The sequence below is a fragment of the Pseudomonas sp. 2hn genome, from assembly GCF_019646095.1.
GTDB classification, from domain to species: Bacteria; Pseudomonadota; Gammaproteobacteria; order Pseudomonadales; family Pseudomonadaceae; genus Aquipseudomonas; species Aquipseudomonas peradeniyensis.
Map to the genome: position 1 here is coordinate 3,892,463 of NZ_CP081016.1, position 25,067 is coordinate 3,917,529.

General features: G+C 66.4%; 20 protein-coding genes and 1 tRNA gene. 11 read left to right on the plus strand and 10 right to left on the minus strand.

Annotation, left to right across the window (positions count from 1 at the left end; translation table 11 throughout):
• Nucleotides 1-209 precede the first annotated feature (209 nt).
• The 4 genes from K2O50_RS17505 (at nt 210) to K2O50_RS17515 (ending at nt 5,506) form a co-directional block, all read left to right on the plus strand.
• Nucleotides 210-3,242 carry a T6SS effector BTH_I2691 family protein gene (locus K2O50_RS17505; protein ID WP_259470161.1) on the plus strand — a complete coding sequence of 1,011 codons (3,033 nt, stop codon included), beginning with the start codon at nt 210-212 and terminating at the stop codon, nt 3,240-3,242.
• Between the two features lie 421 nt (nt 3,243-3,663).
• Complete coding sequence (locus tag K2O50_RS26790; RefSeq protein WP_310889556.1) at nt 3,664-3,936, plus strand: DUF6708 domain-containing protein; 273 nt, start codon at nt 3,664-3,666, stop codon at nt 3,934-3,936.
• A 43-nt stretch (nt 3,937-3,979) separates the two neighbouring features.
• Nucleotides 3,980-4,303, plus strand: coding sequence for a DUF6708 domain-containing protein (locus tag K2O50_RS17510; protein WP_371263134.1), 324 nt, complete (start codon nt 3,980-3,982; stop codon nt 4,301-4,303).
• A 54-nt stretch (nt 4,304-4,357) separates the two neighbouring features.
• The gene (locus K2O50_RS17515; protein ID WP_050705098.1) at nt 4,358-5,506 is read left to right on the plus strand and encodes a M14-type cytosolic carboxypeptidase; all 1,149 of its coding nucleotides are present in this window, start codon (nt 4,358-4,360) and stop codon (nt 5,504-5,506) included.
• 201 nt (nt 5,507-5,707) lie between these two features.
• Here the strand turns inward: K2O50_RS17515 and K2O50_RS17520 are convergent, their stop codons facing one another.
• The 7 genes from K2O50_RS17520 to K2O50_RS17550 all read right to left on the minus strand — a co-directional run bounded on the left by K2O50_RS17520 (nt 5,708) and on the right by K2O50_RS17550 (nt 12,032).
• Nucleotides 5,708-6,676 (minus strand): spore coat U domain-containing protein, encoded by a 969-nt coding sequence (locus tag K2O50_RS17520; protein ID WP_050705097.1) that lies wholly within the window; start codon nt 6,674-6,676, stop codon nt 5,708-5,710.
• A complete protein-coding gene (locus K2O50_RS17525; RefSeq protein ID WP_156329613.1) occupies nt 6,673-9,006 on the minus strand; it encodes a fimbria/pilus outer membrane usher protein in 2,334 nt (777 codons plus the stop codon). The genes K2O50_RS17520 and K2O50_RS17525 overlap by 4 nt, the downstream gene beginning before the upstream one ends.
• Nucleotides 9,007-9,074: 68 nt before the next feature.
• Nucleotides 9,075-9,854, minus strand: coding sequence for a molecular chaperone (locus K2O50_RS17530; RefSeq protein WP_050705095.1), 780 nt, complete (start codon nt 9,852-9,854; stop codon nt 9,075-9,077).
• Between the two features lie 34 nt (nt 9,855-9,888).
• Nucleotides 9,889-10,392: a spore coat U domain-containing protein gene (locus K2O50_RS17535; protein ID WP_052896426.1), complete on the minus strand. Its 504-nt coding sequence runs from the start codon at nt 10,390-10,392 to the stop codon at nt 9,889-9,891.
• A gap of 3 nt (nt 10,393-10,395) precedes the next feature.
• A complete protein-coding gene (locus tag K2O50_RS17540; protein WP_050705094.1) occupies nt 10,396-10,929 on the minus strand; it encodes a spore coat U domain-containing protein in 534 nt (177 codons plus the stop codon).
• A gap of 17 nt (nt 10,930-10,946) precedes the next feature.
• Nucleotides 10,947-11,480: a spore coat U domain-containing protein gene (locus K2O50_RS17545; protein ID WP_050705101.1), complete on the minus strand. Its 534-nt coding sequence runs from the start codon at nt 11,478-11,480 to the stop codon at nt 10,947-10,949.
• A 24-nt stretch (nt 11,481-11,504) separates the two neighbouring features.
• Nucleotides 11,505-12,032, minus strand: a complete 528-nt coding sequence (locus tag K2O50_RS17550; protein WP_050705093.1) for a spore coat U domain-containing protein — start codon at nt 12,030-12,032, stop codon at nt 11,505-11,507.
• Nucleotides 12,033-12,289: 257 nt separating this feature from the next.
• Here K2O50_RS17550 and K2O50_RS17555 point away from each other — a divergent pair, with 257 nt between their 5' ends.
• From K2O50_RS17555 to K2O50_RS17565, 3 genes are read left to right on the plus strand one after another with little or no spacing between them, the layout of a single operon-like run.
• Nucleotides 12,290-14,572, plus strand: coding sequence for an ATP-binding protein (locus K2O50_RS17555; protein ID WP_050705091.1), 2,283 nt, complete (start codon nt 12,290-12,292; stop codon nt 14,570-14,572).
• Between the two features lie 11 nt (nt 14,573-14,583).
• Nucleotides 14,584-15,045: a response regulator gene (locus K2O50_RS17560; protein ID WP_050705090.1), complete on the plus strand. Its 462-nt coding sequence runs from the start codon at nt 14,584-14,586 to the stop codon at nt 15,043-15,045.
• Nucleotides 15,046-15,055: 10 nt separating this feature from the next.
• Nucleotides 15,056-17,440, plus strand: coding sequence for a hybrid sensor histidine kinase/response regulator (locus K2O50_RS17565; protein ID WP_050705089.1), 2,385 nt, complete (start codon nt 15,056-15,058; stop codon nt 17,438-17,440).
• A gap of 55 nt (nt 17,441-17,495) precedes the next feature.
• On the opposite strand, the gene K2O50_RS17570 is transcribed toward K2O50_RS17565, so the two are convergent.
• Nucleotides 17,496-17,570: transfer RNA gene (locus K2O50_RS17570), tRNA-Gln, on the minus strand.
• A 408-nt stretch (nt 17,571-17,978) separates the two neighbouring features.
• Between K2O50_RS17570 and K2O50_RS17575 the strand changes: the two genes are divergently transcribed.
• Both K2O50_RS17575 and zapE read left to right on the plus strand, forming a co-directional pair.
• Nucleotides 17,979-18,221 (plus strand): hypothetical protein, encoded by a 243-nt coding sequence (locus tag K2O50_RS17575; RefSeq protein ID WP_050705088.1) that lies wholly within the window; start codon nt 17,979-17,981, stop codon nt 18,219-18,221.
• Nucleotides 18,222-18,327: 106 nt separating this feature from the next.
• The gene (gene zapE, locus K2O50_RS17580) at nt 18,328-19,398 is read left to right on the plus strand and encodes a cell division protein ZapE (RefSeq protein WP_050705087.1); all 1,071 of its coding nucleotides are present in this window, start codon (nt 18,328-18,330) and stop codon (nt 19,396-19,398) included.
• Nucleotides 19,399-19,525: 127 nt separating this feature from the next.
• Here zapE and K2O50_RS17585 read toward each other — a convergent pair whose 3' ends face one another.
• The gene (locus K2O50_RS17585; RefSeq protein WP_050705086.1) at nt 19,526-21,415 is read right to left on the minus strand and encodes a propionyl-CoA synthetase; all 1,890 of its coding nucleotides are present in this window, start codon (nt 21,413-21,415) and stop codon (nt 19,526-19,528) included.
• A gap of 153 nt (nt 21,416-21,568) precedes the next feature.
• On the opposite strand from K2O50_RS17585, the gene K2O50_RS17590 reads away from it, so the two are divergent.
• Together K2O50_RS17590 and K2O50_RS17595 are read left to right on the plus strand one after the other, a co-directional pair.
• The gene (locus tag K2O50_RS17590; RefSeq protein WP_050705085.1) at nt 21,569-22,858 is read left to right on the plus strand and encodes a leucine-rich repeat-containing protein kinase family protein; all 1,290 of its coding nucleotides are present in this window, start codon (nt 21,569-21,571) and stop codon (nt 22,856-22,858) included.
• 61 nt (nt 22,859-22,919) lie between these two features.
• Nucleotides 22,920-23,786: a LysR family transcriptional regulator gene (locus K2O50_RS17595; protein ID WP_050705084.1), complete on the plus strand. Its 867-nt coding sequence runs from the start codon at nt 22,920-22,922 to the stop codon at nt 23,784-23,786.
• On the opposite strand, the gene K2O50_RS17600 is transcribed toward K2O50_RS17595, so the two are convergent.
• A complete protein-coding gene (locus K2O50_RS17600) occupies nt 23,760-24,917 on the minus strand; it encodes an HPP family protein (protein WP_050705083.1) in 1,158 nt (385 codons plus the stop codon). The two genes, K2O50_RS17595 and K2O50_RS17600, sit on opposite strands and share 27 nt — an antisense overlap.
• Nucleotides 24,918-25,067 lie beyond the last annotated feature (150 nt).

Here is a 25,067-nt window from a genome sequence, read left to right on the forward strand (position 1 = left end):
TATGGTCCTAGCCTTGTGCCACGCATCGAGCGCGCTTCTCCACATTGAGGCGCCCGACAACAATGGACAGGGACCGCCATGCTTAACCATTCCGACCTGCGCTACAGGTCAAACCCCTTCATCGCTACAACCAACTGCGAGATTGCGCCTTCCTGCTATCCGCGCCAGCGACTCATGCTGCCCCAACGATACTCAAAGGGGGTACGCCCATGACCCTCAGCAAGCGAATCGCCCACGTCATCGCCGAATCCGTCCTGCCCCACGACCAGTGCCAGGCCTGCGAACGCAAGGGCCTGCCCATCCTGCCCCTGCGTCGCGCCCTGGTCCCGGACCTGCGCCCGGCCTACCGCTACCCCTTGGCCGGCGGTGACCAGGTCGCCACCCGCATGGGGCTGCGCACCCTGCGCACCGGCTACCTGTATGTCCTGCTCGACCAGCGCATCTGGTACGCCTACGAAGTCACCGACGAGGCCCACCTGCGCCGCTTCAACCCCCTCGAGCCGCCACCCGCGCCGCCGCGCCTGCTCGCCCGCCAGTGCCTGGGCGAAAACCACGACATCCCCTCTTCCTTCCTCACCGTCGACACCGAGGCCTTCTCCACTGCCTGGATCGCCTTCAGCAGCGACGCCTGGCCGCCCAGCGTGCTCAATGCCTACCGCAACGCCAAGACCCCGCCCGAGCGCTTCCAAGTGCTGGACCTCGCCCTCGCCCGCAGCGCCCCCGCCCAGGTGGGCATGGCCATGACCCTCAGCGAGCTGCAGGTGGACCGCCAGGTCTTCGAGTACAACCAGCAACTGCCCGGCGCCTTCGACAGTGTCCATGGCTTTCACAGCCGCCTCCTGCGCCAGACCGCCACCCGCGGCTACCTGATCAACGCCATTGCCCGCCACCAGCTCGAACACGGCGTGCTCGCCCTGGTGCTCGACGACACCGTCGGCCTGGTCCAGGAGTACAACCACCAGCGCCTCAACTGGATCGCCCGACGCCAGCAATGGCGCGAGGACCCGCTGCGCGCCTATCAGCTGCAGACCTCGCAGATCCTGCTGACCCTGCGCGCCATGCAATGGCCCTGGGCCGAGCAGCGGACCCCGTCCTTCGAGCCCCACAGCGGCGATGGCCCGCCGGTGTTCGTCGACCCGCAGGTGGAGCGCCAGCGCGAGGTCGAACGGCGCGCCCGGGACGGCGTCGCCCGGCTCGAGGAGCGCTACCACGAGCCCCTGCGCGCGGGTTTTCAAGCCGAGTACGAGCGCCAGGAAGCCGAGTACCAGCGCTACATCGACCTGAATACCCAGGCCTACACCCAGCTCTGCGACAGCAGCCTGTTCCACGCCATCGAGGAACACGACTACGACGGCGACGACCGCGAGTCCGGCATCGCCTACAGCAAGACCATGGCCCTGTGCCTGGCCGGCGGCGTCACCGAGGCCCCCGACGCGGACGGCGAAGCCCGCGCCCCTGACCCGGGCAGCAGCGCGGCGCTGTGGCAGCGCTGGCTGCAGGATCCCAACAGCCCGCCCTACCGCGCCGTGCTCCTGCGCGACCGGGCCGTGCTCGCCGCGCTGCTGCCCAGTTTCTCCACCACCGACCCCACCGACTGGGGCGACAGCGAGAAGCTCTATGGGGCGCTGAGCAAGGTCATCGCCAGTGACGATGCCGGCTTGAACCTGCGTGACACCCTGCGCCAGGCCATCGCCGAGACGCAAGGCGCGATCAATGGCGCCAGCCTGCGCCTGAAGCCCCTGCTGCCGCCCGGCGTGCAGCGCGCCGTGATGCGCCTGAACAGCGCCAGCCAGTGGCTGTACAACGGCGTGCAACTGATCGAGCTACAGGTGCAGATGAAGCTCAGCGAGTACTACGCCCTGCAGAGCGCCCACCTGCGCGAACTGCAGCACAAGGCCAGCGCGCAGACCGCCAAGGCCCGCGAGCGCATGCTCCTGGGCCTGCGCGAATTCGATGCCGAGGTGAGCGCGTCCAGGCGCTGGGTGCGGCCGGTCATCCAGCACGGGCTGCTGAGCCTGGCAGTGCTCGACCCGAAGCTGGCGCACAGCGTCGTCACCGTCAGCGTCTGGGTCGAGGGCACCGCCGACGTGCTGCAGGAGCGCCTGGCCCAGGAAGCCGGTCTGCGCGTCAACCAGCTCAGCGACGCCGCGCAGATCAGCCTGGTCAACCTCTCGGTCGCCGCAGGAACCCTCGACGCCAACGCCCGCCAACTGCTCCACGGTATGCGCATCACCGCGAAGCAGGCGGCGCAGCTGGTGCACACCAGCTTCACCGGCTTGCGCGGCGTGGCCGGCAGCTGGGAGCTCCTGCTGGCCCTGGGCGGCTTGTACCTGACCCACGATAGCCTGGCGAAGAATCTGGAAAAAGCGGAAATCGAGATCGGCGAGAAATCCAGGGAAGCGGTGATGGCGTTGCATGGGTCCAAGCTGGCGATTCTTGGCGGAGGGATCGAGGCACTGGGTTTAATCATCAGGACCGGCGCCACGCAGATCAACACCAGGATACCCATGACACCTGCGGGGACGGCCCGGATGGCCACTGTCATAGAAATGGGGCGGGCAACGGTCAGGGTAGGTGCCGTCATGGGAGCCGTGGCCGGAATTTACGATACGGCACAGGCAGTGTTTGCCTCAAGGCGAACATGGGCGAATGGGGATACAACCGCTCGGAATGCTTATAGTGCGACGGCATTTATATCATTAGCCGGAACAATCTATGCTATTTATGCAGTTTTCAGCCCAGCACTATTTGGCCCACTAGGTATAGCAATCACCCTTGCAATAGGTGCTTACAGCACTAAAAAGTGGGCAGAGGGCAAAGAATCAACCCCATTAGAGCGTTGGGCAAGACGGTGTTATTTCGGCAAAGCCAATGAAACCCCTGCCATCCACTGGGAGTTCCCTGAGCATGCTGACATCGCTTTTGCAGCGTTAAACGCCGCCACATTGGGTGTTGAGGCGGGCGTAAAATTCGAATCCCAAAGAGCCGACCCCACGCTCACGGCTAAAATAGGATGGATTGCTCAGGCAGCCACCGAGCAAAAACTAACATTCAAGATATTGCTGCCCAATATCAATGCTTCAAGCTACAGCTATCACTGGTCCCTGACCGTTCACCGACATGGCGATGGGGTTCCGTCCAACTACACGAGCGGCGAGATCATCGCCACAGGATCCCATGCAGTTTTACATCCATTGCCAACCTCGCAAAAAAGCCGTCGTCGCGCCCCTCTCGCAAAGTGAAAGACTACAGAGCAGATACCCTCATCCAAAACACCAGCAAAAAATCCGCAGTGTTGCACTCCGGTGATTCCACTACCACCGAGTTCATAACCGGCCACATAGAACTCACCCCAAGCCTTGGCAGGCACAGCATACAGGCTGCAACTTTAAACGTCACTTACTGGCCAGATCGTAATTCCCCAGAGGCCTATGCAAATCTGGAAATCCTGGAAACCCACAAATGACTACCTCCAATGACGACTTACCTGAGCGTATTCTAGGCTGGAAGTATGACCTACCTCCTCCCAATGAGGAGCCCACACAGAAACTCAACGCAACCTTACTACCACCCACTCCAAACAAAATAAATAATATTTATATAGAGATCCCAAGATCAACACTAAAAATCAGGGGCATCGGCCTCATCGGTGGAAGCATCGCCATGCTGCTGGGTTTACTACCAATCTTAACCTTAGTTCATACCACATTAATCGAAGGAGAGAAAATTGGATTAGACTTCGCAATAATTCTAACCATAATTACCGCTGCCTACTGGGTAACGATACCTCTCGTACGCCTGGACATTGAGCTACCGCGCGACGAGCCAATCCGTTTTAACCGGCTCCGACAAAAAGTTTATTTTTACGAGTACAGACAAGACAGGGTTCGGGTACTCAGCAAAAAGCACTGGGGGGGTACGCCCTGTCGTTTATAACTGGAGCGACCTCATCGCCGAGGTCTATAGCCTTTATGCCCCGATGGGCAACGGCGGACTCGTTGAGAATATCGTCATCGCCGTACGCAAGACAGGTACCAACGAAATAATCGACCGCCTGTTCTTCAGTCATGACCTTGAGGATGGCAAGCAATACTGGGAGATCATCAGACTGTTCATGCAACAGGGCCCAGACGCACTTCCCACCTTTGTTCGCCCACCCCGCGATTGGGACAATGACTTCGAACTCACCCCCATTCGCCGATTAGCCCCCAGGGTGCAATGGCCGGAAGCCATAGACCGCGAATCCCGCACCGCCCCTGAGCCCTCCACCGACTCACAGGCCACGAACAAAGTGACACCCTGAACACCTTTCGCGGTGTAGAGTACCTCCCACAACAACGCCAACAGGAGGCTGGCAATGACCGTGACGCTCTCCCCGCTGCACATTGACTGCGATTTCGACTCCGGCAACATCCTGGTCCTGGACGCCAGCAACCCTGCGCATGTCCACCTGAACATCCGCCCGGACACCAACAGTGGCCACTTCCAGTGGTTCCACTTCAAGGCCAGCGGCCTGACCCCGGGCCAGGTCCATCGCTTCAGCCTGGACAACGCTGCCGAGTCCTCCTACAAGAACGCCTGGACCGGCTACCACGCCGTGGCCTCCTACGACCAGCAGACCTGGTTCCGCGTGCCCAGCCAGTTCGACGGCAAGGCCCTGAGCTTCGACTTCAAGGCTGAACAGGCGCAGGCCTGGTTCGCCTACTTCGAGCCCTACCCGCGCGCCCGTCACAACCAGCTGATCGAGCGCGCCAAGCAGATCCCGGGCGTCGAACTGCTGGCCAGCGGGCGCAGCGTGCAGGGGCGCGACATTCCGCTGCTGCGCGCGGGCAATGGCGCGGACGGCAAGCGCAAGCTGTGGATCATCGCCCAGCAGCACCCGGGCGAGCACATGGCCGAATGGTTCATGGAAGGCGTGATCGACGCCCTCGAAGCCAACGGCCCGGTCATCCGGCAACTGCTGGCCAAGGCCGACCTGTACCTGATCCCCAACATGAACCCGGACGGCGCCTTCCTTGGCCACCTGCGCACCAACTTCAAGGGCAAGGACCTGAACCGCGCCTGGCAGGACGCCAGCGTTGAACTGAGCCCCGAAGTGTTCTTCGCCCAGAGCCAGATGAAGCTGCATGGCGTGGATGCCTTCATCGATGCCCATGGCGACGAGGAGATCCCCCATGTGTTCACCGCGGCCTGCGAGGGCAACCCCGGCTACACGCCGCGCATCGCCAAACTGGAAGAGCAGTTCCGCAGCACCCTGTGCAGCCTGACGCCGGACTTCCAGACCAAGTACGGCTACACCCGCGACGAGCCGGGCCAGGCCAACATGACCCTGGCCTGCAATGCCGTGGGCCAGGCCCATGACTGCCTGTCGCTGACCCTGGAGATGCCGTTCAAGGACCACGACGATGCGCCGAACCCGCGCACCGGCTGGTCGGGCGAGCGCTCGAAGGCGTTGGCCGGGGCGGTGCTGGAGACGTTGCTGAAGATGGTCGACGATTTGCGCTGAGCAACGCGATCTCCTATCGGAAATCGCCCTGCCCTTCAGGCTGCGCTGTCGTACAGAGAGCAATGTTGGAACATCACCAGCGTGGGAGCGGGCTTGCCCCGCGATCACCGGCGTAGCCGGTGCCATACACCACATCGCGGGGCAAGCCCGCTCCCACGCTGCCCCGTTACGTTCTGTTCCGTGGAAGGCGAGGAAGCCTACTCAGAACTGCACATCCAGGATCACACTGTCGGTATAGGTCGCCGCCGGCGGCGTGGCCTGGTCGGTGTACACCTTGGCGTTGTAGTTGAACACCTGGCTCCCCGTCCCGGTCCCCGCCCCGGGGTTCACCTCGGCATCGCTGCTCGAACGCCGCGCCGCGCCCACCGAGCCCCAGCGCACCACGCCGGCGCTTTTGAAGATATCGTAGGCCAGGTAGTTGTTGGCGCTGGACTTCATCCGCCGCCGCCCGCCCGAGACGTTCTGCCCGTCATCCAGCCCTACCGTGTAGTTGCTGCCCTTGGTGCACGACACGCTCACGCTCTGGTTCACCGTGCCAAACCCGGCCACCACCGGCGCGCTGGCGAAGCTGATGTTGGGCGTGGTGATCTGGCAGTCGTTGGTCACCGTAAGGCTGACCAGCAGGGTTTGGTTACCACTGCCGATGTCACGCCCCAGGCAAATGTTGCCGATACCGATACCCGAGCAGTAGTTCCAGCTCCAGGCGATGTTCAGGGTTTCCTGGTACAGGCCGGCGGCGACGTTGGCGCCGACCACGGTCTTCAGGTACAGCGGCACGGTCCTGGGCGTACTGCCGTTGAGCAGGCCCAGTGCGTCGATGATGCCATTGCGGGCAAAGTCGAACTGCACGCCCCGGCTGATAGGGTAACTGGTGGTGTTGTTGGCGTAGATCGTATAGGGGATCACATCGCCGGTCGGCCCCACCAGGCCGCTGCTGGAAGAGGTGATGGTGGCGTAGAAATGGTCGCTGCTGACCAGCAACGACAACAGCGAACCGGTACATTGCAGGCCGGCGTTGGTGCTCGAGGCGCTCTGTACCGTGGTGCGCACCAGCGTCGAGTTGACCGAACCGAACGCCGCCGGCGCGGTGGCCACCGCCGAGCACAGCGCCCAGGCGGTCCCCGGCAGCGACAGCAACCCCGCCAGGCAACCGCTGGCCAGCCGGTTCATCGGCACACCAGCGGGCCGATCAGCGGGATCGGCCCCTGCCCTTCAGGCAGGTCGAACGCCACCTGGCACTGGCCGCCATCGGCCTTGTCCACCTGCAGGCGATTGTGCGGCGCCAGGTTCTCCAGGTAGACCAGCCCATCCCACCCCACCACCGCCTCGCCGCCGCTTTCCTGATGGCGTACCCGGCTGCCCAGCTTGAGTTCCTGCTGGTCAGCATCGACCAGCACCAGGCTCGCCGCCAGCACTCGCTTGAGCGGGAATTCCAGCAGATAGCCGCTGCCACGGCGTACCGCCACGCGCTGCTCCACCTGCGGCGCCAGCACATCGGCGGGCAGGTCCATCGGGTCGATCTCGTACTTGCCGCGGTAGTAGCCGCTGCTGTACGGCACCAACAGGTGGCCGTTGCGGTCGGTGCGGCCGATCTGCTGGTTCTCGTAGCGCACCGGCACGTCAGCGTAGCCGCTGGTGCTGACCACCACGAAAGCGTCGTCGATGCGGTTGGCGGCGAACAAGCCTGCGTCCATCAACACCAGCGAGCCGCTGGCGTCGGCCCAACGGGTCATCTCGCCGCCGCTGCCGTAGGCGCCCACCTGCAACTGCACCGACTGCAGGCGCCAGGTCAGGTCGGCCTGGCGGTAGTCGTCGCGGTTGCCGCCGGTGGCGTAGCCCAGGTTGTAGCCCACCCCGCCGCCCACCGGCACCGCCTGGCTGTAGTTGACCCGCTGCAGGTCCTGGCCGTCCTTGCTGCGCTCGGCGCTGAAGGCCAGGGTGCCGCGCAGGTCGAAGGGGATCACCAGCTGCGCCTGCACCGCCCACTGGCTGTCACCGACCTCGCGGTTGGCCGACAGGTACAGGCTGCTGTTGCGCCACAGCGGCTTGCTCCAGCTCAGGTTGATCAGCCGCGTGCGCGTGCCGTCGCCGGCGCGCACGTCGAAATAGCCGGCACCAAGGCTGCCATAGCGGTCCAGGTTGAGGCTCAGGGTGGCCTGCTCGCTGCGCTGGCTCAGGCGGGTGAAGGGGCTGTCGACCAGCGACAGGTCGGCGTAGTCGCCGTGGCGCTGCACGCGCTGGTAGTTGAAGCCGATGCGCCGGCTGTTGTACTGGTAGCCCAGCGCCACCTGCTGACCCGTATCGCCTTCGAAACGGCTCTGGGTCAGCGCCGCGTTGAGCACGCCGAAGGTGCCCAGGCGCAGGTTGCCGCCCAGGCCGCCGAGCATCATCGACTCGGCGCTCTCGGCATGGGTTTCCAGGGTGAAGTAGTCGGACACCCCGTGGCGCAAGGTCGCCGAGGCCACGCCCGGGCCATAGGCGAAATCGCGCACGGCATAGTCGCGGCGCAGGCTGCCGGCAGCCACCGAGAAGTCCGACAGCCCCTTGGCCAGCAGGCTGCTGGTGACATAGAACGGCAAGGTGGTCGACACCTGGCGGCCGAGGGCGTCGGTGGTCACCACCACCGCCTCGCCAGCGCCGTTGATGAACGGCACGTTGGTCAAGGTATAGGGGCCCGGCTGCAGCTCGGTGCTGCTGCTCTTGTAGCCGTTGATGAACAGGTCCAGCGAGGTCGGCACGGCGGCTTCGCCGGCAAAGGCCGGCAGCGGATAGGTGACCAGGTCGGGACGGGCGCCGAAGTCGCGGGACAGTTGCAGGCCGCCCACCCGCACCGAGGTGGTCCAGGGCAGCGCACCGGTCACCAGGTCGCCGGCCTCATAGGTGAGCAGGCGCTGCTCGTCGGTGTAGCGGAAGGTGGTGTCGTAGCGCAGGAAACCCTGGCGGCCCTGGGCCTGGGCGCCATTGAACGACTGGCGCCACTGCCCGGTGGTGGAAAAGGTACCCCAGTCGTCGAACAGGCGCAGCTCGTTCCAGGCGGCCAGGTAGCTGCCGCCCTCGTCGGTATCGTTGAGGTAGGCATCGTAGTTGAGCAAGGCACCGAAGCTGCTGCGCGCGTCGCTGGCCGGGTACAGGTTGCGCTCGCCGACCTGCTGGTTGGGCAGCCAGGCCGGCGGCACCTGCAGCAGCAGGCGCTGGTTCTGGCTGTCGTAGTCGCTGTGCAGGCCGGGGATCTCGTCCAGGGCCACTTCGCCCTGGGGTTCGCCCGGCAGCCTGATGCCCGCCTCGCGCAACACTTCGCTGGCCAGGTACAGGCGCCCGGCGCGCTGCTGCACCGGCACCAGCTCAGCCTTGGCCACCTGGTTCACCTGCAGGTCGAGGTACAGCGTGGCGTCGGCGATGGCGGCCTGTTCCGAGGGCGGCGGCGGCAGGTCGTCGGCCACGCCCAGGCCGGGCCCCAGCACCGCCAGGCCCAGGCACAATCGGTGCGTTGCCACCCGCACCCAGCTCACACACGACTTCCAACCATTACCGGGTCCTCCCTGGCCCCTGTGATCCGTTCAAGCGCGGCTCATTGCCCCTGTTTGATGGCCTGGGCCACCTCCTGGCCGTTGACCCGCCCCTTGAGCACGCTGGCGGCGCCCGGCGCGGCCGGTGCCGGCCAGCGCATGCTGGCGCCAGGCAGCACGTAGCCGAGCAGCCCCTCGACCAGCGGCCGGTCCTGGCCGGCCTGCTGCAACACCACGTCGGTCAGCCGCGCATGCACCGGCCCCGTGTTGCGCAGCTCGACATAGGGCTTGCCCTGCACCGTCACCGCGCGCCAGCTCAACTGCGGCTTGCCCACGCCTTCGACGCTGCGCTTGCCCTCAGGGTCGGGCTTGCCCCACAGCCCCTCGCCGTAGACGAACAGCGGCACCGAGTAGCGCATCTGCAGGCGGATCGCCGCCTTTGGCCCTTCGCTGGCGGCATCGGCCGGCAGCGGCGAAGGGATCTCGTCGATGATGATGCGGTAGGCTTGCTCCTGCCCTGCCGGCGAGCTGCCGGTGCGGGTCAGGCGGATCAGCTGCTTCTGCCCCGGCGCGATAGTGGCCACCGGCGGGCTGCCGATGATCTCGCGCTGGGCCTGGAACTGCTCCTGGTACTCGCCCTGGCGCCAGGCGAACACCCGCACCTGCAGGCTGGTCGGCGCCGAGCCACGGTTTTCCAGCCACAGTGCGCCGGCCTTCTGGTCGGCCTCCAGCACCGGGTCGATCGGCCAGATCAGCACCGAAGTGGCCGCGAAGGCCGATGCGCAGCTGGCCAACAGCAGCAGCCCGATGATCCCACGCGCCCGTTTCGCGCCTGCCCCCATGCCCCTCTCCTTCTCGGTTATCCGCAGTGGCCTGTCACCAGGTCACCGTCACTTGCACGACATCGGTATAGGTCCCGGCCGGCAGGGTGCCGGTCAGGGTGGTACGGCCATAGACCGGCAGCTTGATCGCCGTCGGGTCGCTGTAGCTCACCGCCACGCTGCTGCCGATGCCCAGGCTCTGACTGAACGCGGCGTCGCGGTACAGCTGGTAGGCCAGCAGCTGCGTGCCCCCCGAACGCTTGAGGTTGCGCGTGCCGCTGGTGCTGTTCTGGCCGCCATCCAGGCTCATGCTCAGGGCCACGCCGGGGGTGCACTGGAAGGTCACCGTGCTGCCGCCGAGCGAGGTGCTCAGGGTGGCGGTGGACAGCGCCGAGCTGGTGCCGTAGTCGAGCACGCCATAGGCCGTCACGCCGCCGACCACCAGGCAGCCGGCGACGATCTGCGCCGTCACCTGGAAGGTGCTGGTGGTGACCGCGTGGGCACCCTGGGTCAGCGCCAGGCACAGCCCGACGGCCAGCAGCCGCGCCGTGCCCGGCATGGCTCAGAAACTCAGCTCGACCGCCACCGTGTCGGTGTACACCCCGGCCGGCAGGCCGGCCTTGCCGCGGGCCTGGCCGTACAGGTTGACGGTCTGCGCCACGCCGGTGCTGGTCGGCAGGGTGATGGTGCCGTCGATCGCCAGCAGCTGAGTGTGCCCGGCGTCGGTGTAGAAGTCGTAGGGCACGAAATTGCCCGCGCCATCGGCCAGGGCCCGGGTCCCGCCGGCGGACTGCGAGTCGTGGGTACCGGCACGCACCTTGATCGTCGGCACCGTGCCTGCCGAGCAGAGAATGCTCATGGCCCCGCCACCGCCGCCGAGCACCTGGCCATTGGCGGTGGTGAACAGCGAGTCCTGAGTGCCGAAGTTGAGGCTGCCGAAGTTCAGCCCCGAGGTGCCGCCGCTGCCGTTGACCTGGCAGGCGGCGGTCAGTGTCAGGGTCGAGCTGATGGTGCCGGTCACGGTGGCGGCCTGGGCCTGGGCGGCCAGGGCCAGGCCAAGGCCGGCGAAGATGCAGCGGGTGAGGTGCTTGGGCATCGGAATCTCCTTGCGTGTTACCAGTCCAGGGTCACCCTGAGGGTGTCGCGATACAGCCCGGCAGGCAGCGCGCGCGGTTGCGCGACCACCACGCCGTAGATGGGCACGGGCACCTGCTGGGTGCCGCTGATGGTGAAGGTACGGGCCTGGCCGATGCCGTAGCGGCTGTTGCCACCGGGATCGATGGCCAGTTGATAGGGAATGAGTTCGCGGCCGTTGCTCAGGCGGCGCACGCCGTCATTGCCGTTCTGCCCGCCGTTGATGCGCACGCTGAAGGCGCGCACCTGCGGCGAGCAGCTGATCTGCAGGCTGCCCTCGCCGCCGGCCTCGTCGACCCGGCTGGTCAGCGGCTGGTCCCAGGTCGGCCCGCGGGCGCCGAAGTCCATCAGGCCCGGGTTGCCCAGGGTGGCCGGTTGCGGGTCGCTGCTGATCTGGCAGGCGGCGCTGATCACCAGCCGCGCCTGGATGAAGCCGGTGGTGGTGCCGTGGGCCGCGCCACTGGGCAGCAGCAGCGGGCCGAGGGTCAGCAGCAGGATCGAACCACGGTGCAACGCGTCCATGAGCATGCAGCCTCCCTACCAGGTGACCGTGACTTTGAGCAGGTCGGCGTACAGCCCGGCGCGGGGCGCCCAGGCCAGCGTGTCGATCCGTGCGTAGAGGGGCAGCTCCGCCGAGCCGCTGTCCGGCACCCGTGCCGATTGCGCCACGTCCACCGCCAGCGGCTGGCGCCAGGCGGCGTCACGGAACAGGCGGTAGGGAATCGGTCGGGCTTGGGCATCGGGGCTGGCGAGGTAGCGCACTTCGCCGACGCCACCATGCTGGCCGCCATCGACACGCACCTGGTACGGGGTGTCCGGGTTGCACTCCAGGCGCGGCGGGCGCTGGGCGAGCAGCACGCCGCTGGCCGGCGCACCTGGGCCGTCCAGGCGCGCCACGCTGCCCAGGTCGATGCGCCCCAGCGCCTGCGGGCCGGCCTCGCGCTGCTGGGTGACCAGCATGCAGCCGCGCTGCACGCGCACCTGCACTTCAACGAGAAAATCCGCTGCCATGGCGTTGCCACTCAACCACAGGCCCAACAGCATGGCCACTAAGCGCTCCGTCACCGGTCGATCCTTGTGCGTATGGGTTGAGCTTGAGCGTAGCAGCGCGATTGGATCCGGGCCGGGGTGGGCCTACCCCTCTTTGGCATTAATGAAAAGGACGGAGTCGGTAGCCAGGCCAGTGCACAGGCGCCCCAGAAAATTTCCCGCCCCGACCACGAAACCCTGGCGCCCATCACCTTTCAAATAACCAGACCCCGGCAAAGCGGCCGCCATTCTGATACCGTTCAGCAGCAACATCCTGTGCAAACGCATGCCCCATGCGTGGACGGACCCTACAGGAGAGTCCCGTGACGACCGACCCGACCTCGCTCGACCAGGCAATCGAGCGCTGTGCCCAGGAGCCGATCCAGGTTCCGGGCAGCATTCAGCCCCAGGGTTTCCTGCTGGTGCTGGACGAGACCGACCTGCGCGTGCTGCAGGCCAGCGAGAACGCCGAGCGCTGGCTGGGCGTGCCGGCCCGCGCCCTGATCGGCCAGGCCTTCGCCGAACTGGTCGGCGAAGGTTTCGACCTGCGCCAACAGTTGGCGAACCTGCCCGACGATGAAATCTTCCCGTTCCACATCGGCGATGCACGGCTGCACCAAGGCGCCCCCTGGCCCGCCGCACTGCGGGTGCTGGCCCACCGTCACGACCAGGTGCTGATCCTCGAGTTCGAACCCCACCGCGATTCGCCGGGCAACGCTGGCAAGGACGACTACTACCCCCTGGTCCGCGCCTTCGTCAGCACCCTGCACCAGGCCACCCGAATCGACGAGCTGTTGCAGCAGTCGGTGCGGCAGATCAAGCGCATCACCGGCTTCGGCCGGGTCAAGGCCTACCGCTTCGACAGCGAGGGCACCGGCACGGTCCTGGCCGAGGACGCCGACCCTGGCTACCCCAGCTACCTGGGCCTGTGCTTCCCGGCCTCGGACATCCCGCGCCAGGCCCGCGAGCTGTACCGGATCAACCGTATCCGGGTGATCGAGGACGCGAACTACCAGCCCTCGCCCCTGGTGCCGGCCGCCAACCCGCGCACCGGCAAGGCCCTGGACATGAGCTTCGCCGCCCTGCGCAGCGTCTCGCCGGTGCACCTGCAGTACATGCGCAACATGGGCACCCTGGCCTCGATGTCGCTGTCCATCGTCGTCAACGACCAGCTCTGGGGGCTGGTGTCCTGCCACCACGAGCAACCGCGCCCGGTGGACTTCAAGACCCGCACCGCCTGCGAATTGCTGGCCAACGTGCTGTCGCTGCAGATCGAGGCCATCGAGTCGCACGACAGCACCCGCCAGCTGCTCGACCTGCGCCAGCGCATCGTGCGCATGCTCGCCGCGATGGCCGACCACGACAGTGTCAGCGACGGCCTGCTGGCCCTGCCCGAGGTGATGCTGCAGTTCGCCGGGGCCACGGGCGCGGCGATCATCAGCGCCGAGCGCTGCGACCTGATCGGCGCCACGCCGCCGGCGGCGCAAGTCAACGCCTTGGCGCACTGGCTGGCACAGCGTGGCGGCGACGCAGTGTTCCATACCGAAAACGTGCGGCGCGACGTCGACGAGCTGCCGGAGCTGGCCCGGCATGCCGCCGGCGTGCTGGCGGTGGCGATCTCGCAGATCCATTCGCATTACCTGCTGTGGTTCCGCCCCGAGCAGGCCCACACGGTGAATTGGGCCGGCCGCCCGGAAAAGACCGTGGCGCCCCAGGGCAACCTCAACCCACGGCACAGCTTCGAGCGCTGGCAGGAGGAAGTGCGCGGCTTCAGCGCGCCCTGGGATCCGCTGATCATCGAAGGCGTGCAGGAACTGCGCGGCGCGGTGCTCGGCATCGTCCTGCGCAAGGCCGAGGAAATGGCGCAACTGGCCGGCGAACTGAGGCGCTCGAACAAGGAACTCGAAGCGTTCTCCTACAGTGTGTCCCACGACCTGCGCGCACCCTTGCGGCACATCGCCGGCTACAGCGAACTGCTCGGCGAGATCGAGGGCGCGAAACTGTCGGAACGCGGAAAGCGCTTTCTCGGCCATATCGAGGACGCCGCGCAGTTTGCCGGCACCCTGGTGGACAATCTGCTGAACTTCTCGCAGATGGGCCGCTCGGCGCTGCGCCTGACCGACGTCGACCTCAACACCCTGATCGATGCCATCCGCACGGAGCTGGCCCCGGACTACGCAGGCCGCGCCGTCACCTGGGAAATCGCCGAGCTGCCCAAGGTCATCGCCGACCCGGCCTTCATCAACATGGTCCTGCACAACCTGATCGCCAACGCCATCAAGTACACCCGTGGCCGCGACCCGGCGCGCATCGAGATCGCCGCCGTGCGCCACCGGCACGAGATCGAATTCCTGGTGCGCGACAACGGCGTGGGTTTCGACATGGCCTACGTCGACAAGCTGTTCGGCGTGTTCCAGCGCCTGCACCGCATGGACGAGTTCGAGGGCACCGGCATCGGCCTGGCCAGCGTAAGGCGGATCATCGAGCGCCACGATGGCCGGGTCTGGGCCGAGGGCCGCATCGACCAAGGCGCCAGCTTCCACTTCACCCTCCCCCTCCACCCCACGTCTGCCTGAGGCCGGACACCATGCTCAAGCCCATCCTGCTGGTCGAAGACAATCCAAGGGACCTCGAACTGACGCTGCTCGCCCTGGAGCGCAGCCAGCTGGCCAACGAGGTCATCGTCGTGCGCGACGGCGCCGACGCGCTGGACTACCTGCTGCGACGCAACGCCTATGCCGAACGCGATGACGGCAACCCGGCGGTGATGCTGCTGGACCTCAAGCTGCCCAAGGTCGATGGCCTGGAAGTGCTCAAGGTGGTGCGCGACACCGCCGAGCTGCGCAGCATCCCCATCGTCATGCTGACCTCCTCGCGGGAAGGCCCCGACCTGCGCCGGGCCTATGAGCTGGGGGTCAACGCCTACGTGGTCAAGCCGGTGGAATTCAAGGAGTTCGTCACCGCCATTTCCGACCTCGGCATGTTCTGGGCGGTGCTCAATGAACCACCACCCGGTTCGCTGCGCCTGAACCGACGCGGCAGCAATTGAGGCGAACACGATGCAGCACACCCCGCTGAAGCTGTTGATGGTCGAAGACAGCGCCATGGATGCCGAGCTGATCCTGGTGCGCCTGGAGCGCAGCGGGCTGCAGGTGCAGTCGCGGCTGGTGTTCGACCATGTGGGCGCCGAGCACGCCCTGCGCGAAGCCCCCTACGACCTGATCCTGTGCGACTGTGTGCTGCCGGGCTCCTCCGGCGCCGACGTGCTGGCCACCGCCCAGCGCATCGCCCCGCACATACCGTTCATCTTCCTCTCGGGCATCTATGGTGAGGAGCACGCGGTGGAGATGATCCGCCTCGGTGCCACCGACTACGTGCTGAAGAAGAACCTGCCGCTGCTGCCCAAGGCGGTGCGCCGGGCACTGACCGAGGTGCAGGAGCGCCAGCGCCGGCGCCGCGCCGAGGAAGCCCTGGCCGAGGCCGAGGCGCGCGCGCGCATCGCCATCGACGCCGCCGGCATGGGCACCTGGGACTACCGTCCGCAGGATGGGCAGATGGTCTGGGATGATCGCTGCAAGATGCTGTTCGGGCTGCCCAGCGACACGCGGATGAACCTCGAGGTGTTTTACGCCGGCATCCATCCCGAAGACCTGCCGCGCGTGCGCGACGCTGTGGAGCAGGCCATGCGCCCGGACAGCGACGGCCATTACCGCGCCGAGTTCCGCATTGCCCCGGCCGGCGCGCTGGAGCCCCGCTGGCTGCTGTCCACCGGCCAGACCCAGTTCGTCGACGGCCTGTGCGTGCGCTTTTCCGGCGTGCTGCAGGACATCCACCCGCAACGCCAGGCCACCCAGGCGCTGGAGCAGCTCAACGAGATGCTCGGCGAACGGGTCGAGCGTCGCACCCGCGAACGCGACCGTGCGTGGGAGTTGTCCCAGGATCTACTGGCCGTGCTCAACAAGGACCTGACCCCCGTCGCGCTGAATCCGGCCTGGGAGACGGCGCTGGGCTTCCCTCGCGAGCGCCTGGCGCAGATCTCGCTGCTGCATCTGCTGCCGGAGGCCGACCAGGAAAGCTTCCTCACCGAACTGGCCACGCTGTCCCAGGGACGCACCAGCGCTCGCTTCGTCGGCCGCATCCTGCATGCCGAAGGCCAGCAGCGCTGGCTGTCGTGGGTGGTGGTGGCGGACGACAACCTGCTGCACGTGGTCGCCCGCGACATCTCCAGCGAACGCGAGGCGGTGTTGGACCTGGCCGAGGCCAACAAGCGCCTGCGCGAGCAGATCGCCGAGCGTGAACGCATCGAGGCCGCGCTACAGCAGATGCAGCGCCTGGAAGCAGTCGGCCAGCTCACCGCCGGGGTGGCGCACGATTTCAACAACCTGCTGACGGTGATTCTCACCGGCGCCAGTTTCCTGCAGAGCGACCTGGACAAGGGCCAGCTGGAGAAGGCCAGCAAGCGTCTGCAGCATATCCGCGAGGCCGGCGAGCGCGGGGCCAAGCTAACCGCCCAGCTACTGGCGTTCTCCCGCAAGCAGCGCCTGGAACCGGTGCCGCTGAACCTCAATCAGACCCTCGCAGGATTGGAAGAGCTGCTGCGCCGCACCCTGGGCGGCAGCATCACCGTGCGCCTGGAGCTGGACGCCGGTCTGTGGCAGGCCCTGACCGACCCGACCCAGACCGAGATGATCATCCTCAACCTGGCGATCAACGCCCGCGACGCCATGCCCGAAGGTGGCCAACTGACCCTGGCCACACGCAACACCCGGGTCAGCACCCGTGCGCAACGTCCGGAAGAACCGGAGCCCGGCGACTACGTGGTGCTGAACATCCGCGACAACGGTTGCGGCATGAGCGAGGACGTGCTGGCCAAGGCGTTCGAGCCGTTCTTCACCACCAAGGACATCGGCAAGGGCTCGGGGCTGGGGCTGGCGCAGGTGTTCGGCTTCGCCAAACAGTCCGGCGGCGGCGTACGCATCGACACGACACCGGGCCGCGGTACCCTGGTCAGTGTCTACCTGCCGGCGGTCAAGGCCCGCGCCGACACCTTGACGGTGGGACAGGACGAACTGCGTCCGCTGTCCAGGCAAGGCAGCGAACGGCGCATTCTGCTGGTGGATGACGACCACTTGGTGCGCGAAATGATCTGCGACCTGCTGCAACGCCAAGGCTACGAGGTGCAACAGGCACACGACGGCAAGCAGGCCATGGCGCTGCTCGACGAGCGCATCGACCTGCTGCTTACCGACTTCGCCATGCCCGAGTTCAACGGCGCCCAGTTGGCCCTGGCGGCCCGCGAGCGCTACCCACGGCTGCCCGTGGTGTTCCTCACCGGCTACGCGCAGTTGCAGGGGCTGGAGTTGCCGGGGTGCCAGGTGCTGCAGAAACCGGTGCACGAACACGCCCTCGCCCAGACGCTGGCCGAGTTGCTGGAAAACCGGTAGGCAGAAACGAAAAAATCGCCGAGAGGCGATTTAGGGAGATGGTATAGCTTGAAAATGGCAGGGGCGGCTGGATTCGAACCAACGCATGGCAGGATCAAAACCTGCTGCCTTACCGCTTGGCGACGCCCCTGTATCGGATCTGGCGAGTGACTGATTCACCGCCTCACTGACAACCCCTTTGCAGCTCCGTGTGTTGCTGCTCGGGAATGGCCGGCACTTTAACAACCTTTTTTCGAGGTGGGAAGCTTTTTTTTGAAAAATACGCAGAAAAACAGAAGGTTAGTTATGCCAGCCCGATTTTGTGTTGTTTCTGCCGGCCCTATCGCGGGGCAAGCCCGCTCCCACGCTGCCGATGCTTTTAGCGCCATGCTCTGCGCAATATTACCCACAGCCAAAGTGTTTTGGCGTGGGAGCGGGCTTGCCCCGCGACAGTCCCCACGACAACCATTCGTCGCAATTCCCCCGCCTCGCTTCAACACAATCGCATTCCTCCCTTCCAACCAGATAGACCCCATCGGCGCATCACAAGGAGGACGCCATGCCTGTTTCCCACGACCTCTACCAGGACCTGCACTACCCCCGCGAGATCGTCCAGCAGCGACGCCAGCACGACCCGCAGCTCGACCGCCTGCTCGACGAGTACATGGACATCGACAACCAGGTGCTGGCCGCCGAGTCGATCTCGGCGGGCAATTTCCAGGACGACGACCTGCGCCACCTCAAGGAGCGCCGCCTGGCGATCAAGTACATGATCGAGCGACAGCTGGAGCACAAGGCCTGACCTATCGCATTTCACGATCATTGCCCGGCACATTCTCGATTGGTCAAAATGCCCGGCGTCGCGCAAGCTGCGCCCTGCCCCAGATCCGCCCCGAGGAGCCCGCCACTTGTCCACCTGGATTCCCGCGCCCTTGCGCCTGCTCGGCCAGCGCCTGCGCCACGAACCACCTGCGGACACCGCCCTTGCGGGCTACTTCCAGGACCGCGCGGCCGAACGCGGCTACACCCTGAGTGACGGGCAACGCCGGGTAATCGCGGCAATGGCCACGCTGTTGGCCGCACTCGCGACGGGCCAGGCACGCAGCCTGTACCTGCACGGTGCGGTCGGACGCGGCAAGAGCTGGCTGCTCGATGGTTTCTTCCAGGCCGTGCCGACCGTGGCCAAGCGTCGCCTGCACTTCCATGATTTCTTCGCCCGCCTGCACCAGGGGATGCATCGCCATCGGGCGCTGGACGATGCCCTGGAGGCGACCCTCGACGAGCTACTGGGGGATTGCCGGGTATTGTGTTTCGACGAGTTCCACGTCCACGACATCGGCGACGCCATGCTGCTCACCCGGCTGTTCGATGCCCTGTTCGCCCGTGGCGTGTTCCTGCTGGTCACCTCCAACTACGCCCCCGAGGGGCTGCTGCCCAATCCGCTGTACCACCAGCGCTTCCTGCCGGTGATCCGCCTGATCAACAGCCGCATGCAGGTGCTGGAAGTGAACGGGGACACGGATTTTCGCAGCCTGCCGGCCAACCGCGCGCATCAGCGGTTTACCCAGGGGCATTATGTCTGGCCGGGCACCCCGGAGCAGTGTCAGGCGATGGCGCTGCCGACAACTTCGCCATGCGTGCTGGAGATCAACAAACGGCCGCTGCGCGCCCTGGCCTGCGAGGAACGGCTGGTAATGTTTGCCTTCGACGACCTCTGCGAGCAGCCCACCGCGGTGATCGACTACCTGGCGCTGGCCGAGCACTATGACCACTGGATCATCGTGGGCCTGGACGACCTGGCCGAATGCTCGCTGGCGGCGCAGCAGCGCTTCGTCAACCTGGTGGATGTGCTGTATGACCAGGATCGCCAGGTGACGGTGATCGGCAAACGGCCGTTGGAGCAGAGCCTGGGCGGGTCGCTGGCCGACCTGATGCGTACCCGCAGCCGGTTGGGGCAGTTGCATCAGGTGGGGGCCTAAGCACCAGCCTTTTCAAGGGCGCCCGGCTTGGAGTTGCCAGGGCTGCTTTGCAGCCTTTCGCGGCACAAGGCCGCTCCTACAGAGGATTGCACTCCCCCTGTAGGAGCGGGCTTGCCCCGCGATGACTTCAACCTGCCCTGGGCAGGTCTGCCAGCACGCCTTCAATTTCAGCCAGCACCGCCGGATCATCCAGTGTCGAGGGCGGCACATAGTCCTGCCCATCGGCGATCTTGCGCAGCACCGCCCGCAGGATCTTGCCCGAGCGGGTCTTGGGCAGGCGCTTGACCAGGCGCACCCGGTTGAAGCAGGCCAGCGCACCGATCTGTTCGCGCACGCTGGCCACCAGTTCGCCCTGCAACTGCGCCTCGCCAATGCCCTGGCCGTCCTTGAGCACCACCAGTGCCAACGGCACCTGGCCCTTGATCTCGTCGTGCACGCCGATCACCGCGCACTCGGCCACTGCCGGATGACGCGCCACCAGGTCCTCCATTTCACCGGTGGACAACCGATGCCCGGAGACGTTGATCACATCATCGGTGCGCCCCATGATGTAGACGAAGCCGTCCTCGTCCAGGTAGCCACCGTCACCGGTGTGGTAATAGCCAGGGTAGCTGTGCAGGTACGCCTGCAGGTAGCGCTCGTGGTCGCCCCACAGCGTCTGGCTGCACCCCGGCGGCAACGGCAGGGCGATGACGATCGCGCCCTGCTGGTTGGGCCCCAGCGGCTTGCCGTCGTCGTCCAGCACCTGCACGTGATAACCCGGTACCGCGCGGTTGCTCGACCCCGGCCGCGCCGCGCTGCCTTCGAGGCCGACGCAGGGCGCGGTCACCGGCCAGCCGGTCTCGGTCTGCCACCAGTGGTCGTGCACCGGCTTGCCGCTGACCCGCTCGAGCCATTCATGGGTACTCGAATCAAGCTTCTCTCCGGCCAGGAACAGCTGGCGCAGCGAGCCGAGGTCATGACGGCGGATCAGCTCGCCTTCCGGATCCTCCTTGCGGATCGCACGCATGGCGGTGGGTGCGCAGAACAAGCCGTTGACCTTGTACTGCTCCACCACCCGCCAGTAGGCCGAGGCATCCGGGGTGCGGATCGGCTTGCCCTCGTAGAACACCGTGGTACAGCCGCTCATCAGCGGCCCATAGACGATCAGCGAATGGCCGACCACCCAGCCCACATCGGAAATCCCCCACCACACATCACCCGCCTGCATGCCGTAGACATGGCGCATGGCATAGCACAGGGCGACCGCGTTGCCGCCGTTCTCGCGAACGATGCCCTTGGGTTTGCCGGTGGTGCCGGAGGTGTACATGATGTACAGCGGGTCACCCGCGTCCAGCTCCACTGGTGCCACCGGCTCGGCGCCGACCAGCGCCTGCTGCCAGTCCAGGTCGCGCCCGGCCTGCAGCTCAGCACGCGCCTGCGGGCGTTGCAGCACCAGTACATGCCGCGGCTGATGGAGGGCCAGCTGCAGGGCGCGGTCGACCAGGGGCTTGTATTCGATCACCCGGTCGAACTCCAGCCCGCACGAGGCCGTGAGCAGCAGTGCCGGCCGGGCATCGTCGATGCGCAGGGCCAGCTCGTTGGCGGCAAAGCCGCCGAATACCACCGAATGCACCGCGCCGATGCGGGCGCAGGCGAGCATGGCCATGGCCGCCTGGGGCACCATCGGCATATAGATGATCACCCCGTCGCCCTTGCCCACGCCCAGCGAACGCAGCAGCCCGGCCAGACGCGCCACCTCGTCGCGCAGCTGGTGGTAGGTGAAGGTCTGCTGCACGCCGGTCACCGGCGAATCGTAGATCAGCGCCAGCTGTTCGCCACGGCCCTGCTCGATCTGGTGGTCGAGGGCCAGGTGGCAGCTGTTGAGGCGGCCGTCGGCGAACCAGCGGTGGGTGCCGTCGGCGTTCTGCTGCAGGGCCTGGGTCGGCTTGCGCTGCCAGGCCAGCTGCTCGGCCTGGGCCTGCCAGAAGGCGGCGGGATCGGAAATGGAATGGGCGTAGCTGTGCTGATAGGTCATTGTTTCGCAACCCGGTACTTGTTGTTATTGAAGGGCGAACCTTGAGTATGGACCGGGGTGACAGCGCCGCCATCGGACTTAAGTCGCAACCCATATGCAGATTTGCCGCACCCGAGCGCTTACAATGCTCGGCCCCGAACACAGAACAGTCCCATGCATACCCTCGACGACCTGCGCGCCGGCCGCCTGCGCGGCATCACCCGCCTGAACCTCTGCCAGGAACTGACCGATTTCCCCCGGGAGATCTTCGACCTGGCCGACAGCCTCGAGGTGCTCGACCTCACCGGCAACAGGCTGAGCGACCTGCCCGCAGACCTGCACCGCCTGACCCGGCTCAAGGTGCTGTTCTGCTCCAACAACCGCTTCACCCACCTGCCCCACGCCATCGGCCGTTGCCAGGTGCTCGAGACCGCAGGTTTCAGGGGCAACCGCATCACCCGGGTCGACGCACAGGCGCTGCCGCCCTCGCTGCGTTCGCTGGTGCTCACCGACAACGCGCTGGAGCAACTGCCCGAAGCCTTGGGCGACTGTGCTCAGTTGCAGAAACTGATGCTCGCCGGCAATCGCCTGCGCGGCCTGCCGCAAAGCCTGGCGCGCTGCGAACGGCTGGAGCTGCTGCGCATCGCCAGCAACCGCCTGCAGGCCCTGCCCGACTGGCTGCTGCGCATGCCACGCCTGGCCTGGCTGGCGTATGCCGACAACCCACTGCCGCCGGGCCTGGTGGCGCCCGCCGCGGACGGGCACTGCCCTGTGCTGCACTGGCAGGACATCGACCTTGGGCAGGAACTCGGCCGCGGCGCCTCCGGGGTGATTCACCGTGCCCACCTGCGCGACCAGGATGCCCCGGTGGCGGTCAAGCTGTACAAGGGCGCGATCACCAGCGATGGCTCGCCGCTGGCGGAAATGAGCGCCTGCATCGCCGCCGGTGACCACCCGCAACTGGTGCGCCTGGCCGGACGCATCGACGACCACCCGCAACAGCTACCGGCCCTGGTGATGCAACTGATCGACGCGCACTGGTCGAACCTGGCCGGTCCTCCCAGCCTCGACAGCTGCACCCGCGACCGCTACCCGGACAACCGCCCCCTGACCCTGCCCGCCCTGCGCCGCCTGGTCGGTGGCATCGCCTCGGTCTGCGCCCACCTGCATGAGCGTGGCTTGAGCCATGGCGACCTCTATGCCCACAACATCCTGTTCGACGACGATGGCCAGTGCCTGCTGGGTGACTTCGGCGCCGCCTCGTTCCATCCGCAGGACGGCGGCGCCCAGGCCCAGGCGCTCGAACGCCTGGAGGTGCGCGCCTTCGGCATCCTCCTGGAGGAACTGCTGCAGCAGTGCGCCGCGCAGGAGCACGTGTTGCTGGCACTGGCGCTAAGCTGCCAACAGGCCGATGTGATGGCTCGCCCGTCCTTCGCCAGCCTGGAGGCGCAATTGCGCGGTTAAGCGCCCCACAACGGTGCAAAGCCTCTAGAATAGGCCACCCCTCCCGCCACAGAACCGCCCCATGGATATCGAGCAGGCCCGCACCTTCCTGGAAATCGTCCGCTGCGGCAGCCTGGTCGCCGCCGCCGAGCGCCTGTTCGTGTCGCAGACCGCGATCAGCGCCCGGGTCCAGCGCCTGGAGCAGCAACTGGGCTGCCAGCTGTTCGTGCGCAGCCGCAATGGCGCCAGCCTCACCAGCGACGGCGAGGCGTTCGTCAGCTATGCCAACCAGCTGGTGCAGACCTGGGAAGCGGCACGCCGCGACCTGCCGCTGCCCCAGGGCTGCCAGCAGGTGCTGCACGTGGGCGCCGAGGTGAGCCTGGGCAATCCGATGCTGCTCGACTGGGTCAGCGCCCTGCATTGCGAGCTGCCCAGCCACGCCATCCGCAGCGAGGTCAGCGACGGCGAATCGCTGTTGCGCAAGGTGCAGATGGGGCTGCTCGATGCCGCGCTGGTCTACCAACCGACCTATGGCCCGGGCCTGCAGGTCGAGCAACTGATGGAAGAGAAGCTGATCCGCGTGCGTCGGGTCGATGCACCCGATCCGTATGTCTATATCGACTGGGGCGAGGCATTCCGCCGCCAGCACGATGCCGCCCTACCCGACCTGTCACGCCCGGCCTTGAGCTTCAACCTTGGGCCACTGGCCCTGCAGTTCATCCTCGACCGCGGCGGCAGCGGCTATTTCCGCACGCGAGTGGTGCAGGCCTACCTGCAAAGCGGCGTGTTCGAGCGCGTGCCCCAGGCGCCGGAGTTCACCTACCCGACCTTCCTGGTGCATGCCCGCGAGCGTGACAGCGAGGCGCTGCAGCGGGCCTTCGCGGTACTGCGCCGGCTGGTGGCCGCCGGCGAGAGTGACTGGTCACAACGCTGGGACCCGCTGATCTAAGCCCGACGCGGCGGCCCTGAGCAGGTGTCGCTTGAGGCCGGCGATCAGGTCGGTCTGGGTGATCACTCCCACCAGACGCTCGCCGTCGAGTACCGGCAGGCAGTGCAAGCCTTGTTCACTGAGCAACGGCAGCAAGCGTTCCAGGGGTTGCTCGCCGTCGACACTGACCACTTGGCGGCTCATCACCTGTTCCAGGCGCACGGGCTGGCGACGGAACAGACCACGCCAGCTGAACCGCCCACGGGCCATTGCCGCGCCGATCAGGTCGCTGAGGCTGACGATGCCGACCAGGCGGCCATCTTCCAGCACCGGCAGGGTCTTCAGGTGATGATCGGCGAGTATCCGCCAGGCCTGCTCCAGGGTGGTGGCCGGGGTGGCGGCCTGTACGTCACGGGACATCACCGAGCGCGCGGTGATGCCGCCCAGGCTGCGCTGCAGGGCATGCTGCTCGGTGGCCAGGATGATGCGTTCCAGCTCGTCGCGGGTGACGTCGACGAATTCACCGATCTCTGCCAGGGCCTGGTCCAGGTCTTCGCCACGGATACCGACCCGCTCACCTGGCAATGGATCGTGGGTATGGTGCAGGTCCTTGCGCGGCGCCGCTCCCTTGGGGTAACGAACCCCGGTCAGGCGGTTGTACAGCACAGCCACGCCCACCAGCACCAGCGCATTGAGCAGTACCGGTTCGAGCAGGTGGTCGCCCATGGCCACCAGGCCCGGATCGGCCAGCACCGCGCTCACCGCCACGCCGCCACCGGGCGGGTGCAGGCAGCGCAGCAGGCACATCACCAGGATCGCGACACCCAGCGCGGCGGCCGCCACCCACAGGCCATCACCGAAACCGTGGCGCATGGCCAGGCCCACCACGCCGGCCACGGCATAGCTGCCCAGCACCGGCCAGGGCTGGGCCAGGGGCCCGGAGTGCACGGCGAACACCAGCACCGCCGAGGCGGCCAACGGGCCAAGCAGGTGCAGGGCGATGGATGGGCCGTAGGCCAGGCTGCACAGGTAGCCGGCGAGAAACAGGCCGAGCAGCGCGCCGAGGCCAGCGCGCAGCCACTCTTTTGGGGGAATGTTCAGGGGCGCCGGAAGCAGGCGCTGCAAGCGGGATGGGGGACGCGAGGCAGGCATCGAGGTATTCGGATCGTGTTCTTGTGCGGAAAAAGAAAGCCCAGCGCGACCGGCCTGGGCCCTGTGTTGCGCAATGCAATGGCGCAAGGGACTCCGTCCATGGAGAGATGGAAACCGCAGGGTTTCGTGGGGAGGGATTGTGCCGGGAGT